The sequence below is a fragment of the Pseudorhizobium halotolerans genome (assembly GCF_902153235.2).
Classification (GTDB): Bacteria; Pseudomonadota; Alphaproteobacteria; order Rhizobiales; family Rhizobiaceae; genus Neorhizobium; species Neorhizobium flavum.
The window spans coordinates 204,948-219,733 of sequence record NZ_CABFWE030000005.1 but is presented as its reverse complement, the minus strand read 5'-3'; the positions used below and the strand labels follow the sequence as shown (position 1 = coordinate 219,733).

The 14,786-nt window shown below is 61.4% G+C and carries 12 protein-coding genes and 1 pseudogene; 6 read left to right on the top strand and 7 right to left on the bottom strand.

Translation table 11 applies throughout. The features are described from left to right. Window position 1 precedes the first annotated feature (1 nt). Both ligD and ku read right to left on the bottom strand, forming a co-directional pair. The gene (ligD, locus tag FN060_RS05970) at window positions 2–2,542 is read right to left on the bottom strand and encodes a DNA ligase D (RefSeq protein WP_142587299.1); all 2,541 of its coding nucleotides are present in this window, start codon (window positions 2,540–2,542) and stop codon (window positions 2–4) included. A 2-nt stretch (window positions 2,543–2,544) separates the two neighbouring features. Next, entirely contained in the window at window positions 2,545–3,402 is an 858-nt protein-coding gene (gene ku, locus FN060_RS05965) for a non-homologous end joining protein Ku (RefSeq protein ID WP_142587298.1), read from the bottom strand. Window positions 3,403–3,574: 172 nt separating this feature from the next. Here ku and FN060_RS05960 point away from each other — a divergent pair, with 172 nt between their 5' ends. Beyond that, a complete protein-coding gene (locus tag FN060_RS05960) occupies window positions 3,575–4,081 on the top strand; it encodes a sigma-70 family RNA polymerase sigma factor (RefSeq protein WP_082077705.1) in 507 nt (168 codons plus the stop codon). Between the two features lie 19 nt (window positions 4,082–4,100). Further along, complete coding sequence (locus tag FN060_RS05955; protein ID WP_142587297.1) at window positions 4,101–4,610, top strand: superoxide dismutase family protein; 510 nt, start codon at window positions 4,101–4,103, stop codon at window positions 4,608–4,610. A 10-nt stretch (window positions 4,611–4,620) separates the two neighbouring features. Here FN060_RS05955 and FN060_RS05950 read toward each other — a convergent pair. Then, window positions 4,621–5,348, bottom strand: a pseudogene (locus FN060_RS05950) (glutathione S-transferase). Between the two features lie 15 nt (window positions 5,349–5,363). Then, window positions 5,364–5,999 carry a UdgX family uracil-DNA binding protein gene (locus FN060_RS05945; RefSeq protein WP_142587296.1) on the bottom strand — a complete coding sequence of 212 codons (636 nt, stop codon included), beginning with the start codon at window positions 5,997–5,999 and terminating at the stop codon, window positions 5,364–5,366. Between the two features lie 149 nt (window positions 6,000–6,148). On the opposite strand from FN060_RS05945, the gene FN060_RS05940 reads away from it, so the two are divergent. Continuing rightward, on the top strand, window positions 6,149–8,494 hold the full coding sequence (locus tag FN060_RS05940) for a glucose/quinate/shikimate family membrane-bound PQQ-dependent dehydrogenase (RefSeq protein WP_142587295.1): 2,346 nt from the start codon (window positions 6,149–6,151) through the stop codon (window positions 8,492–8,494). Window positions 8,495–8,544: 50 nt separating this feature from the next. On the opposite strand, the gene FN060_RS05935 is transcribed toward FN060_RS05940, so the two are convergent. From FN060_RS05935 to FN060_RS05925, 3 genes are all read right to left on the bottom strand, one after another. Next, on the bottom strand, window positions 8,545–8,820 hold the full coding sequence (locus FN060_RS05935; RefSeq protein ID WP_142587294.1) for a BON domain-containing protein: 276 nt from the start codon (window positions 8,818–8,820) through the stop codon (window positions 8,545–8,547). Between the two features lie 55 nt (window positions 8,821–8,875). Next, on the bottom strand, window positions 8,876–10,810 hold the full coding sequence (locus tag FN060_RS05930) for a hybrid sensor histidine kinase/response regulator (protein ID WP_142587293.1): 1,935 nt from the start codon (window positions 10,808–10,810) through the stop codon (window positions 8,876–8,878). A 109-nt stretch (window positions 10,811–10,919) separates the two neighbouring features. Then, window positions 10,920–11,918, bottom strand: a complete 999-nt coding sequence (locus FN060_RS05925) for a LysR family transcriptional regulator (protein WP_142587292.1) — start codon at window positions 11,916–11,918, stop codon at window positions 10,920–10,922. Between the two features lie 170 nt (window positions 11,919–12,088). Between FN060_RS05925 and FN060_RS05920 the strand changes: the two genes are divergently transcribed. From FN060_RS05920 to FN060_RS05910, 3 genes are read left to right on the top strand one after another with little or no spacing between them, the layout of a single operon-like run. Next, a complete protein-coding gene (locus FN060_RS05920; protein ID WP_142587291.1) occupies window positions 12,089–13,294 on the top strand; it encodes an ABC transporter substrate-binding protein in 1,206 nt (401 codons plus the stop codon). 6 nt (window positions 13,295–13,300) lie between these two features. Next, window positions 13,301–14,083: an ABC transporter ATP-binding protein gene (locus tag FN060_RS05915; protein WP_142587290.1), complete on the top strand. Its 783-nt coding sequence runs from the start codon at window positions 13,301–13,303 to the stop codon at window positions 14,081–14,083. A gap of 1 nt (window position 14,084) precedes the next feature. After that, complete coding sequence (locus tag FN060_RS05910) at window positions 14,085–14,786, top strand: ABC transporter ATP-binding protein (RefSeq protein WP_142587289.1); 702 nt, start codon at window positions 14,085–14,087, stop codon at window positions 14,784–14,786.

Sequence of the window (14,786 nt, the reverse complement as noted above, 5' to 3'; positions counted from 1 at the left end):
ACTATCGCTTCTGGCGTTTTGTCCGAGACGTCTTGATCTCCGCCTCTGCTTCCCTGAAGTCGGCCCATGGATCCCTGTCCAACTGCTCCAGGCGGCTCGTTGCGTTGTTAACGGTGAAGTAGGCCGGGCCGATTGCCTGCTCCAACTCCTCCCAGGCGATCGGCATGGATACGGGAGCGCCGGGGCGGGCCCGCGTCGAATAGGGGGCCACAGCCGTGGCGCCTCGCCCATTGCGCAGGTAGTCGATAAGGATCTTTCCCTTCCGCTTTGACTTGGTGATCGTGGAGACATAGCGGTCGGGGCTATCGCCGGCCATGCTGTCGGCAAGAGCCTTCATCGCGGCCTTCACGTCCGGCCATTCCGCGTTGGGCTTTACAGGGGCGACGACGTGCAGCCCCTTGCCACCAGAAGTCTTGACGAAGCCGGAAAGGCCCATCGCCTCGAAGCGTTCGCGAACCTCATAGGCGGCTGCGATGACGTCCTCCCAGGTCGTTCCGTCGCCGGGGTCGAGGTCGATATTGACCATGTCCGGCTTTTCCCACTGGTCGATGGTCGAGCCCCAGGGATGGATCTCGAGCGTGCCGCCCTGGACGAGACCGAGCAAGCCGTCGAGGTCCCGGATGATGATATCCTCTTCGGAAGGATCGGCGGGATCCTTCGCCGTGCCGATATGCTTGTTCATGCCCTTCCAGGCATGCTTCTGGAAGAAAAGAGGTTTGCCGATGCCATCGGGACCTCGCACCAATGCAAGGGGGCGGTTGACCACGAACGGAGCCATGTGCCGCCAAACCTCGACGTAGTAATCGGCAAGGCCAGCCTTGGTCACGCCGGCATCCGGCCAGTAGATGCGGTCCGGGTGGGTGAGCGTTACCGTCCGGCTCCCCGGTTCCTTTTGGTCATCGCTGCTTGCCATGGCTGGACCGGCCTCTCGCACCACATCCCTTGCCTGCTTGTCCTCCCTCATACCACGAAAGGCGGCGTGTCTGATGTGAGCATCAGCAGTCCAGCCACGGAACTCGACTTCCGCCACCAGTTCGGGTCTGAGGAAGACGACATCCTTACGCTCGACCGCCGTCAGTTTCTCCTCGAACGGGCTCTTCGTGACCTTCAGCTCCTGCATCTGGCGGAACAGCGTCTGGGCGACCTTGTTGCTGTAACCGGTGCCCACCCGGCCAGCATGCATCAACTTGCCGTCCTGGTAATAGCCCATCACCAGCGAGCCAATGGCGCTGCTGGAGACAGAGGAGGGGACATAGCCGGCGACAACGAACTCCTGCCGCGCCGAGCATTTCGACTTCACCCAGTCTTTTCCCCGCCCGCCGCGGTAGGGCGCATCTCCGATCTTGGAGATGATCCCCTCGAGGCTGAGGCGGCAGGCGTGCTTCAGCACAAGCCCTCCTTCGTCATCGAAATGCTCGCTGTAACGCACGACGTCGCTGCTGCCTGACAGGATGCCTTCCAGCGCCTGCTTGCGATCCACAAGCTTGGAGGGAGTCAGGTCGAACCCATCGAGATGGAGGAGATCGAAGGCGAAGAAGACCAGCCGATCCGTTCGCCCCTCGCTCAGATCCTGCTGGAGAAGAGAAAACTCGCTTGCGCCCGATCCGCCGTTGACCACCACTTCGCCGTCCAGCACGGCCTGCTGCACTGGCAGGCGCTTGAGTGCATCCACGATCGCATCGCCGAATTTGTTGGTCCAGTCGAGGCCGGTCCGGGTCAGGAGCTTGATGTCGCCGCCGTCGATGCGCGCCTGGACGCGGTATCCGTCCAACTTGATCTCGTGGATCCATCGCTTCCCGGACGGCGCACTCTTCACGAGCGTCGCAAGCTGAGGTGTCACGAAGTCAGGCAGCTCTGCCTTCTTCACTCCCTTCAGCTTCGGTGAGCTGTTTTTCTTGACGGGTCCATTCAGCGCCTCGTCCGAAGGAGAAGGGTCGGATGTCTTCGGCGGCGTTTTTCGCTTGGCCTTCGCCTTCGTGCCGCCCTGCAGTTCCTCGAGAAGCCGTCCGGTCTTCACGGACATGGGAAGCTCCTCCAGGATGTCGGCATCGCCTTCGGCTCGCGCGAATCCGTCTTCCCCCTTGATGAGGAGCCAGTTCTCGCGCTTTTCACCACGGCGGTTCGCCATGCGGACGAGATGCCATCGACCCTCGAGCTTCTCCCCCTTGAGTTCGAACTCCATGTGTCCCTTGCGGTAACCGCGTTCCTGATTCCCGATCGGATGCCAGGTGCCGCGATCCCATAGGAGGACCGAGCCTGCACCGTAGTTTCCCTGCGGGATCGTTCCTTCGAAATCGCCGTAGTCGAGCGGATGATCTTCGACATGGACGGCAAGCCTCTTCTCGCCCGGCACAAGGCTCGGGCCACGCGTGACCGCCCAGCTCTTCAGCACACCGTCCATCTCCAGCCGGAAATCGTAGTGAAGCCGGCGGGCTGCATGCTTCTGGATGACGAAGCTGTTTCCCCCGGACTTGACCTTTCTGCCCTTCGGCTCGGGCGACGCCTCGAAATCGCGCTTCTCGTTATAGGTCTCGAGTGCCATGGTCAGCTGGCTTTCCTCTGCGGGGCGCGGGTCTTCGGCTTGCGGGCAGACTTGCTCTCCGCTGCCGTTTTCTTCTTTGTGCCTGAGCCGGAGCCGGCGCTCTGACGCAGCGCGTCAAGCAGGCTGGAGACCTTCTTGGGTTCGGGCTTCGGCTTCTTCGGCAGCTTGCGGCCTTCTATCTTCGCCTGGATGAGCTCGGTGAGCGCCGTCTCGTAGCGGTCGTCGAACTCAGTCGGATCAAATTCGCCTTTCTTGGTGGAGATGATGTGGCGGGCGAGGTCGAGCATCTCGCCTTCGATCTTGAACTCCGGGATGTCGGAGAAGATCTCCTCGGCGGCGCGAACTTCATAGTCGTAGTTGAGCGTGCTGGCGAGGAGGCCCTCATCGCTCGGACGGATCAACAGCGTCCGCAGCCGGCGGAACAGCACGGTGCGGGCGAGGGCGGCGACGTTCTTCTCCTCCAGCCCCTTCCTGATCAGCGCATAGACATCCGCTGCGGCCTTGTCGGCAGGGGCGAGGTAGTAGGGGCGATCCAGGAAGATCGTGTCCACCTCTCCGCAGGGGATGAACGTTTCCAGTTCCAGCGTCTTGTCGCTGTTCGGCACGGCATCCTTTATCTCGTCGGGTTCGAGTATGACGTATTCTCCGCTCGCCACCTCATAGCCCTTGACGATGTCCTCATTGGCGACTTCCTTGCCGGTATCGGCATCAACCAACTGACGGTGGACGCGGTGGCCGGTCTCGCGGTTTATGATGTTGAAGCTGACGCGGTCTGCAGTCGACGCCGCCGTATAAAGCGCAACCTGGCAGCTCAACTCCCCGACCTTCAAGTAACCCTTCCAATTCGCACGCGGCGCCACGACTCAAACTCCCCGAAAACCCTATCAACAGGGGCGGTGGAACTTTGTTCCGTTGGTCCGGTTTGCCGCGAGAAAGCGACGACCAAGCCCGATCCCATTGCGGAACCAAAGCCATAACGGTGCGTTTGCCACCATCATCCCGCCCAGTGATACGACGGAGAGGTAGGCCACGGTGTCTGAATCACAGTTGAAACGTGATCCTGCACGCGCAGATATTGTAAAACTCATCCCCGCTCTCCGCGCGTTCGCCCGCACCTTCTGCCGCAATCCAACGGATGCGGATGATCTCGTTCAGGAGACGTTGATGAAGGCGCTGGCGAACCTGGACAAGTTCGAGCCCGGCACGAAGCTTAAATCGTGGCTGTTCACCATCATGCGCAACACCTTCTATACGCGGTCGAAGGTGTTGGGACGTGAGGCGCCTGGGCTGGACGAGCCCGTCTCCGGTGATACACCGATGCCCGCCACACAAGAGGTGAGTGCTCGTGCAAAGGAAGTGCAGCGCGCGCTGCAGAAGCTGCCGCCGCACTACCGGGAGGTACTGACCCTCGTCGCGATTCTCGGCGAGAGCTATGAGGCCACCGCAGAGATCTGTGACTGCGCAGTGGGAACAGTAAAGAGCCGGCTCAACCGCGCAAGGCATCAGATACTGCTTGAACTCGGCGAAGAGCCGGCCTGAGAAACAAACGGAGGAACCCATGATAGCGCGACTTTGCACAGCAGCCTTCGTATTCGCGGCACTTTCGGCGAATGCCGGAGCGCAGGAAGCCACGGCAAATGCGTCGTTCGTCGGTGCCGACGGCGCCGAAGCGGGTGCGGCGACTTTGACCTCGATGCCCGGCGGCGTCCTCATCGACGTGGAGGTGTCCGGCCTGCCGGCCGGGCAATGGGTAGGCTTCCACTTCCATGAGACTGGGCAATGCGACCACACCGGCGGTCATGAAAGCGCCGACGGCCACTTCAGCCCGGGCGGGAAGGAGCATGGATTCAACGCTGCCAACGGGCCACATGCCGGGGATATGCCGAACCAATACGTTGGCTCCGATGGAACCCTGCGGGCGCAGGTGCTCAACACCTTTGTCTCCCTCGCCGAGGGAGAGAACTCCGTAAAGGGCAGGGCCCTGATGGTACATGGTGGCGCCGACGACTACGAGAGCCAGCCCTCGGGCAAGGCCGGCGAGCGACTGGCCTGCGCTGTCGTGGAGTAAGAGGCCGGCCTTAGCCCTCGGCCTCGAGGTCGAGTTCGGGATAGTGGCGGAAGATGCCGGATTCGTTGAACGGCAGCCGCCGCTTTGAGGACAGGTAGTCGCGAAGGCTGGGGCGCTTCCTTACTCTCGCCTGAAGTGCGGTGATCCCGGGCCAGCGATTGCCGCTGTCCCGCATGGCGCGGGGAAAGGCATAATGCAGCCCAACATCACCTGAAAAAGCGAAAGATCGATATAGCCGACCCGCTCGCCGACCAGATTTCCCTCGCTGCCGCGATTGGCCGTCAACACGGTCTCGAAATAGTCGAGGAACTTGGGGAGCCTTGAGGAAAGAAAGCGGGCCGAGCGGCCCTGCGCCTCCTCCTTCTGATCCTCGTAGTAGTCATCCACGCCCAGCGGATGATGAGTGTCGTGGATCTCGGTCACAAGATCCGTCAACGTCAGTTGCAGCCCGTGGACAAAGGTCCGGGATGCCTCATCGGCCGGTACGAGCCCGAGCTTCGGGCCGAGGTATCGAAGAATGTTGGCGACATGGGAGATGACGAGATCGTCATCCTTCAGGAATGGCGGCGCAAACGGGACATGCGGGCCGCGCTCGCCGTTCAGGAACGCCATCATCTTTTGCATGCCGCCAGGCTCACGGGCCACGTCACGATAGTCGGCCCCGGCATCTTCCAGCGCCAGTCGGACGAATTCGCCGCGGCCCGGAATGCCGTCCCAGTAGTAGAGTTCATAGGTCATCAGAATCTCCAAGGGTCAAAGATAATCCTCGATCTGGCGCAGTTCGTTGACAAAACGCTGGCGATCCTGTGCTGCGTCGGGTCGGCCCCGCGTCCTCAACAATGCCGAAGGGTGGATGGTGACGAGAACCGGTGGCAGGTCCTGCGCCGAGAGGATGCGCCCCCTGTCTCGGGTAACTTTCGCATCCTTTCCGAGAAGCGCATGAAGGGCGGTGGCCCCGAGTGCTACCACGAGTGACGGCTGGATGATGCGAAGCTCGGCCGACAGCCACCACGCGCATGCTCTGATCTCAGCCAGGTTTGGTTTGGAGTGGATGCGCCGCTTGCCCCGCACCGTGAACTTGAAATGCTTGACTGCATTGGTGACATAGCAGCGCGAGCGGTCAATGTTTGCCTCCTCAAGGCAATCGTCAAGGAAGCGGCCGGCGGGTCCAATGAAGGGTCTACCGGCGAAATCCTCCTTGTCGCCCGGCTGCTCTCCGACAAGAACGACACTGGCGTCAGCGGCGCCTTCCCCAAAAACAAGATGTGTTGCTGTCCTGTATAGGTCGCAACGGGTACAGTTTTCCGCGGCACTCCTGACCGAGCCCAGGTCCTTCCCCGGCTCCCCACCTGACTCGAATTCCGGACCTGCCCCAGCTGTTGCCGCCATCGCTGCCTCCAGCCCCGCAACTGTATCTGGCTGGATTGGTTCCCGCATCTGTTCCCGAAGGGAACTTTCGCAAGTGCGATGTGTTGAGGCCCGGGGGGTTGCGGTGCCGGGCCGCAGCCCGATGATGTAATCGGGACAGGACCAACAGCATGGCTATTTTGATCACGACAATCTTGTTCGGCCTGGTCGGGCTTGCGCTCGCCGTAGGTGGAGGGCAGTTGCTCGCGCTCGGTGGCAGTATCTACTATCTGATCACCGGCATCGCATTCATCGTGACGGCTGTGCTGCTTTACCTACGCCGCTCACTGGCGTTGACGCTTTATGCAATTATCGTGCTCGGGTCGCTCGGCTGGGCGATCTGGGAAGTCGGCTTTGATTGGTGGCAGCTTGGTCCGAGAGGCGGGGTCATCATCCTGCTCGGAATCTGGTTGCTGACGCCTTGGATACGCAAGCCGCTTGGTTTCCAGAGCCCAACGGGCGCGCGTTATCCAGTCGGCGCGGCACCGCTTGCCGCGTCTGTTGCGCTGGCGATCCTGATCGCCGTCATCTCCATGTTCACGGACCCATATGACGTCGATGGGGAACTGCCACAGGAGGCTTTGGCGGCGGCCCCGGCCATGGGCAATCCTGTTCCTCCGGGCGAATGGCACCAGTATGGGCGCACGAACTACGGCCAGCGCTATTCGCCGCTCGACCAGATCAATGTCGACAATGTAGACGAACTGGAGGAGGTCTGGCGGTATCAGACCGGCGACGTAAAGCTCCCGGAAGATGTTACCGAGACGACCTATCAGGTCACGCCGTTGAAGGTGGGCAACAGCCTTTTCATCTGCACGCCTCACAACTGGGCCATCGCGATCGACGCGACGACGGGTGAGGAAAAGTGGAAGTACGACCCCAATGCAGGACTCAATCCCGATCGACAGCACCAGACTTGCCGCGGCGTCACCTATTACGCGGATCCGCAAGCGCAGGCGGACGCGCCATGCGCTGAGCGGGTCTATCTTCCGACGTCGGATGCACGGCTGATCGCGCTCGATGCTGCGAGTGGTGAAGTCTGCACGTCATTTGCAGATCAGGGGGTTCTACGTCTGGAAACCGGGATGCCCTATAATCCGGCGGGTTACTACTATTCCACCTCTCCGCCTGTAATTGCGGCCGGCAAGATCATCATCGGCGGCGCCGTCAATGACAACTACTCCACGCAATCCCAGTCCGGTGTCATCCGCGCCTTCGACGTCAACAGTGGCGAACTAGTCTGGAACTGGGATTCCGGAAATCCCGAACAGACCGAACCGCTGCCGCCGGGGCAGACCTATACCGCCAACTCCCCCAACAGCTGGTCCATATTCAGCGTCGATGAGGAGTTAGGGCTCGTCTACATCCCGCTTGGAAACCAGGTTCCAGACCAGCTCGGAATGGGGCGCAGCGAGTCAGTGGAGAAGTATTCCTCCTCGATCGTGGCGCTCGATATCAATACCGGTGCGGATCGATGGGTCTTCCAGACCGTCCATCACGACCTGTGGGACATGGATGTGCCGGCACAGCCGGTTCTCCTCGATCTTACCCAGGATGACGGCACGGTAGTGCCGGCGCTGGTTGGGCCCACCAAGCAGGGCGATATCTATGTGCTCAATCGCCAGACGGGCGAGCCCATTATCGATGTGACGGAGGAGCCGGCACCTGGGGGTGCCATACCGGAAGACTTCACCGCCCCGACCCAGCCCACCTCGGCTCTGACCTTCAAGCCCGAGCCACTGGAGGAAAAGGACATGTGGGGCATTTCGATGTTCGACCAGATGGTCTGCCGCATCCGGCTCCACGAGTTGAACTACGAGGGTCGCTACACACCGCCGTCGATCAACGGTACGCTGGTCTATCCCGGCAATTTCGGCACGTTCAACTGGGGTAGCGTGGCCATCGATCCCGAGCGGCAGGTGATGTTCGGCATGCCGACCTACCTGGCCTTCACGGTACGTCTCGTGCCGCGCGAAGAGATCCCCCCGAAGGGTGCCGACGAGAAGGCGAGCGAGCAGGGGCTGAACCGCAATGAAGGCGCGCCTTATGGCGTCTACATGGGGCCCTTCCTCGGGCCGCTGCAGATCCCGTGCCAGGCGCCGCCGTGGGGTTATGTGGCCGGCGCCGACCTCAGGACCGGCGAGATCGCCTACAAGCACCGTAATGGCACGGTCTACGACATGACGCTGTTGCCGCTGCCGTTCAAGGTCGGGGTGCCGGGCATAGGTGGTCCGATGATCACGAAGGGCGGCGTGGCTTTCCTCGGTGCTGCCGTCGACAATTATCTCCGCGCCTATAACCTCACGACCGGTGAGGAAATCTGGCGTGCGCGCCTGCCGGCCGGAGGTCAGGCAACGCCGATGACCTATGCTGTTGAGGATGGGCGGCAGTTCGTGGTCATGGTCGCGGGTGGTCACGGTTCGGTCGGAACGAAGCCTGGCGACTATGTTATCGCATACGCTCTGCCGAGGGATTAACTCGGAAGGCAGAGGCGGTGGTTGGCAACCTCCGCCTCGACTCTGCTCGATCAGGCAATCCTGCCGGACTTGATGTCATTGCGCACATTGCTGACGCCAGCGACGCTTCGGGCGACCTCCTCTGCGCGAGCGACTTCGGGTTCCGACATAACTGATCCTGTCAACATGATCGTGGAACCTTCAGCGATGACGTGAACGCCGGTCGCGTCGATGCCGCCGGCCGCCGCCAAGGCATCGGAGACCGCCCCTTCCAAAGCGGCCGCCGGTGGAAATTCGTTTTCAACCGTTGGGGGATGTTCGTGGAAGCTTTGATGCTTGAAGACCATGATCGTTTTTCTCCGGATTGAAACCCCGGATCAACGCATCGCCATACCGTTTTGTTCAGCGCCCCGGCAGCGTCAAGGCGAGTATCTCGGCCAACTGGCTCTGGGAAAACGGCTTTGAGAGCTTCGGGAGCTTTCCGCCTTCTCCCGAGGGGAGTTCAGCATAGCCGGTCGCGAGAACGACCGGAAGGCTCGGCCAGCGTTCCTGGATGCGGGTCGCCAACTCTGCACCCGTCATCTTGGGCATGGAGTGATCGGTAAGCACAAGATCGAACCTCTCGCCCTTTTCCAGAACCTCCAGGGCTTTAGCGCCGTTGAACGCCTCAACGACCTGATGCCCGAGATCCTCCAGCATCAGCGTCGTGTTCATGAGGACCAGAGCATCGTCATCGACAGCAAGTATTTTCAGCGAGGCCGGCAACTCAGGCAATGCCTGCCTGGGTGTTGCTTCCGGAGAAGGCTGGGAGGATGCCGTCGGGTGCGCCAGCGGGAGCAGGAGCGAGATAGTTGTTCCTTTACCCTTGCGGCTCTCGATAAGCAGCTTGCCCCCCGACTGCTCGACAAGCCCCTGAACCATGGAGAGGCCAAGGCCGGTCCCCTTGCCGACGCCCTTGGTCGTGAAGAAGGGCGTAGCCGCCCGCTCCAGCGTCTCTTCGTCCATGCCCTCGCCGGTATCGCTGACGGAGAGGCGAAGAAGTCCGGGGGCCCGGGGCTCGGAGGGATCCGCTGGAGCCTGCATTCGAGAGGCACCTATCGTGATCGTGCCACCATTGGGCATGGCGTCGCGGGCGTTGACGATAAGGTTCAGGAGAGCGGTTTCCAGCTGGACCGCGTCGGTCAGAACGGCGGGAAGCCCTTCCTCGAAAACCGTCTGGATCTGGATTGCCGCGCCGACGGATCGCTGCACGAACTCCATCATGCCCGCCACGACCGAAGGGATGTCGACGGCCGCCAGATGCAGATCCTGCCGTCGCGAATAGGCGAGCATACGCTGGATCAGCGCGACGCCCCGGTCGGCGCCCTGGATTGCATTGTCGAGGAGAGGCATCATCGACGGATCGTCCGGAAGCCGTTTCTTGAGGATCTCGAGACTGCCGAGGATTGCCATGAGCAGGTTGTTGAAGTCATGGGCGATGCCGCCGGTCAGTTGTCCGATCGCCTCCATCTTCTGGGCCTGGAAAAGCTCCTCCCGCGCTCTGTTCAGCGCATTCTGGGCCTCGACCTTCTCGGTAATGTCGTGAGTGACCTTCGCAAAGCCGAGGAGTTCCCCCGTTTCGTCGCGGATGGCGTCAATGGTCACTTGGGCGAGAAACCGCGAGCCGTCCTTGCGAACCCGGGTGCCTTCCTTCTCGAACCGGCCCTCCCGCCGCGCCGTTTCCAGGCCGAATTCAGGCAAGCCGGAAGCCCGGTCTTCCTCGGTATAGAAGCGCGAGAAGTGGGAGCCGATGATTTCCTCGGCGCTGTAGCCCTTGATGCGTTGCGCGCCGGAGTTCCAGTTGGTGATGTGGCCCGTCGGATCGAGCATGTAGATCGCATAGTCGCTGACGGCCTGCACCAGCAGCTGAAACTTCTGCTCGCTTGACTTCAGCTCCAGCTCCGCCTGTCGCCGCTCCGTCAGGTCCCGCGTGATCTTCGCAAAGCCCAGGAGGCTGCCGGAAGAGCTCCAGATGGGGTCGATGATGACGTGTGCCCAGAAACGGCTTCCGTCCTTCCTTACGCGCCATCCTTCGTTCTCGAACCGGCCTTCCGTCCGGGCACGGTGCAGTGCTGTCGCCGGAAGACCCCGCGCCCTGTCTTCCGGCGTGTAGAACCGCGAGAAGTGATGCCCGAGGACCTCCGGTTCACGGTAGCCCTTGAAGCGTTCCGCCCCGGGGTTCCAGCTGCTTATCCGTCCCTCGGGGTCCAGCATGTAGATCGCGTAGTCAGTGATCGCGTCGACGAGGAGGCGATAACGCTCGTCCTGAATCGCGGTCACGGGTAACTCATGTGGCATTGAAATCTGTTTCCCCCTCAGATTCGGCCTTAAATCGATCAGGAGTGACAAACGTCAAGTGGTGGCCGCGGTTCCAGTTCGAAAACGTAGGGGTTCTGGCAGCGCATGTTCAGGTCCCCCGGCGCCTGGTACGGATACGGATACCGGGAGTCATTTCCGCATGATGATCCTGCTGAAAGGTCGGGCTGTCCGCGCCTGATGGGGGACGCAGGAAAGCGTCTTGGCTTGCCCGCACCGCAGCGTAGATGAAGTCCGACACGGACCGCACTCTCGGCACGTTGCTGAGGTCGCGGTGGCAGGCGAGCCAGTAGTTGCGAGTGAGCGTGATCTCCTGCGGCAGGACGATCTGGAGATCCGGCTGCCGGCGGGCGATAAAATGGGGCAGCACGCAAAGGCCGAGCCCGTTCTTCGTTGCAGTGAGCTGTGCGAAGATGCTGGAGCTCTGAAACTGTGGCTTGATCCCCGGATGGACATCGCCGAGGTAATCCAGGCCCGGCGCAAAGATCATGTCCTGGATATAGCCGATGAACGGATGCGCCAGGAGATCGTCACGTTCGCCAATCGGTGCCGCCCGGGCGAGATAGTCGCGTGAGGCATAGACGTTCAGCGTGTAGTCGGTGATCTTCTCGGTGCGGTAGGGGCCGGCCTTTGGCGGGTCGAGCGTAACGGCAATGTCGGCCTCCTTGCGGGAAAGCGACATGATCTGCTGAATTGTCACCAGTTCGAGCGAGATATTAGGATGGCGTTCGAAGAAGGCTCCCATCTGCTGCGAAAAGAAGAAGTTGGCAAAGCCTTCCGGCGCGCTCAACCGGATGACGCCGCGCTGGATCATCGCGCCTGCGGCGACATCCGCCTGCAGCCGATCGGTCTCGGCCTCGATCTTCTCTGCGGTTTCGACGAACCGCTGGCCGACGGTCGTCAGCACATAGCCGCGCGGATTGCGCTCGAAGAGCTTCACCTTCAGCACGAATTCCAGCCTGTCGATCCGGCGCGAAACAGTCGCGTGGCTCGTTCGCAGGTGACGGGCGGCGGTGGATAACTGCCCGGTCCTGGCAACCGCCAGGAAGTACTGCAAGTCGTCCCAGGTAAAGCTCGGATTAGTAGACATTGTCTTCTGTTCAAAAATGCACAGACCTTGTTTGCAATTAGATGCTCATATCGCCTTGCGTCAATCACGGAATTCCGGAACGATGCGCCGCGGTAAGGGTCGCCTTGAGGAGGGCGATCTTCCAAAATTGAACAGACTCACAATCTGGCTTTCTCTGGGAGGAGAACATCATGCGGAAGAACATCGTCACGTCGCTGGCAATCCTGCTGGCTGGTAGCACCGCCGCACTGGCGCAAAGCGCCTCGGACGGTAAGGTCAAGATCGGCATCCTGAACGACCAGTCCGGCGTTTATGCTGACTTCGGCGGCAAGTCGTCTGTCGAAGCCGCGAAGATGGCAATCGAGGATTTCGGTGGGAAGGTGCTGGACGTTCCGGTCGAGCTGGTGGATGCCGACCACCAGAACAAGCCCGACATCGCGTCCAACATTGCTCGCCAGTGGTATGACACCGAGCAGGTCGATGCGATCATGGAACTGACGACATCGTCGGTTGCGCTCGCAGTGCAGGCGCTCAGCAAAGAAAAGAAGAAGATCAACATGGTCACGGGTGCCGCGACGACGGACCTGACCGGAAAGCAGTGCAGCCCCTACGGCTTCCATTGGGCCTATGACACCCACGCACTCGCCGTCGGCACCGGTGGCGCGCTCGTGAAGCAGGGCGGCGACAGCTGGTTCTTCCTGACGGCGGACTATGCCTTCGGCTACTCGCTTGAAGAGCAGACGGGTACTTTCGTGAAATCGGCTGGCGGTAACGTGGTCGGTGCCGTTCGTCATCCGCTCGCCACGAATGACTTCTCGTCATTCCTGCTGCAGGCGCAGTCCTCCGGCGCCAAGGTCATCGGCCTCGCCAATGCCGGTCTCGATACCGCGAACGCGATCAAGCAGGCTGCCGAGTTCGGCATCACTGCGGGTGGCCAGAACCTCGCGGCCCTGTTGTTCACGTTGGCGGAAGTCCATGGTCTCGGTGTAGAGGCAGCGCAGGGGCTGACGCTGACGGAAGGCTATTACTGGAACCTCGATGACCAGAGCCGTGAGTTCGGCAAGCGCTTCTTCGAACGGACAGGCAAGATGCCGAACATGGTCCATGCAGGCACCTATTCCTCCGTGATGCAGTACCTGAAGGCCATCGAGAAGGCTGGAACGGATGAGACTGAAGCGGTTGCCAAGGCTCTTCACGAGATGCCGGTCGATGACTTCTTTGCTCGTAACGGCAAGGTCGGAGCCAATGGCCGTATGATCCACGACATGTATCTGCTCCAGGTCAAGAAGCCGGGCGAAAGCGACGAGCCCTGGGACTACTTCAACGTTCTGTCGACGATCCCGGGTGACGAAGCCTATATCGACCCCGCCAAGAGCGGCTGCGAACTGGTGAAGTAAGCCGTCATGGCGATTACTGCGGTTCAGACGCATGAGGAGCCGCGGGTGGTGCTTTCCGCCCGCGGCCTCACCAAGGTGTTCGGGGCGTTCGCGGCGGTGAAGGATGTCGACCTCGACGTCCATCACGCGCGCGTGCACGCCTTGATCGGTCCGAACGGTGCCGGCAAGACCACGGTCTTCAACCTTCTCACCAAATTCCTCCAGCCTTCGGCCGGCACGATCAGCCTGCTGGGAACTGATATTACCAACACCGCGCCTGACAAGGTAGCGCGCATGGGGCTGGTGCGCTCGTTCCAGATTTCGGCGGTCTTTCCGCACCTGACGGTGCTGGATAACGTGCGGGTGGCGCTGCAGCGGCCCAACAATCTGGCAACGCAATTCTGGCTGCCGATGTCGTCGCTCGATCGCCTGAACCGGCGCGCCGAGGAGCTCCTTGCGGCGGTTGGGCTGGCTGACGCCCGTAACACGGTCGCGGCAGATCTATCCTATGGCCGCAAGCGCGTGCTCGAAATCGCCACCACCTTGGCGCTCGATCCCAAGGTCCTGCTGCTTGACGAGCCCATGGCCGGCATGGGGCAGGAGGACATCGGCACCGTTTCCAGCATCATCCGCAACGTCGCCAAGGAGCGCGCCGTGCTGATGGTCGAACACAATCTCTCGGTCGTTGCCGATATCTGCCATCACGTTACCGTCCTGCAGCGAGGCGAGATCCTTGCCGAAGGCGATTATGCGACCGTCAGCCAGGACCCGCGGGTTCGCACCGCCTACATGGGCACCGAGGAGGCCTGAGATGAAACCGCTGCTTCAGGTTTCCGGCCTCAATGCCTGGTACGGAGAGAGCCACGTTCTGCACGGCGTCGACATGACGGTCGGCGAAGGCGAGATGGTCACCATTCTCGGCCGCAACGGCGTCGGCAAGACGACGACACTGAGGACGATCATGGGCATCGTTCGCGAGCGCAAGGGCCAGATCCTCTTCGACGGCCGCGACATGATGGACGTGCCGCTCCATCGCACGGCCCATGCGGGGATTGGCTTCGTGCCGGAGGAGCGGGGAATATTTGCGACGCTGACGGTCGAGGAGAACCTCATGCTGCCGCCGGTCGTCGCCGGTACCGGCATGGGACTCGACGAGATCTACGAACTCTTCCCCAACCTCCTCGAGCGGCGGACGAGCCCTGGCACGAAGCTTTCCGGCGGTGAACAGCAGATGCTGGCGATCGCCCGCATTCTTCGCACCGGTGTCCGGCTGCTGGTCCTCGATGAACCGACGGAGGGCCTCGCGCCCGTGATCGTCCAGAGGATCGGCGAGGTTCTGACAAAACTCAAGGAACGGGGCATGACCGTGCTTCTGGTGGAGCAGAACTTCCGCTTTGCCAGCCGCGTCGCTGATCGTTTCTATCTCATGGAGCATGGCCAGATGATGGCCGACTTCCCCGTCGGCGAACTGCCCGAGCGGATGGACATGCTTCACAAGGTTCTGGGGGTTTGA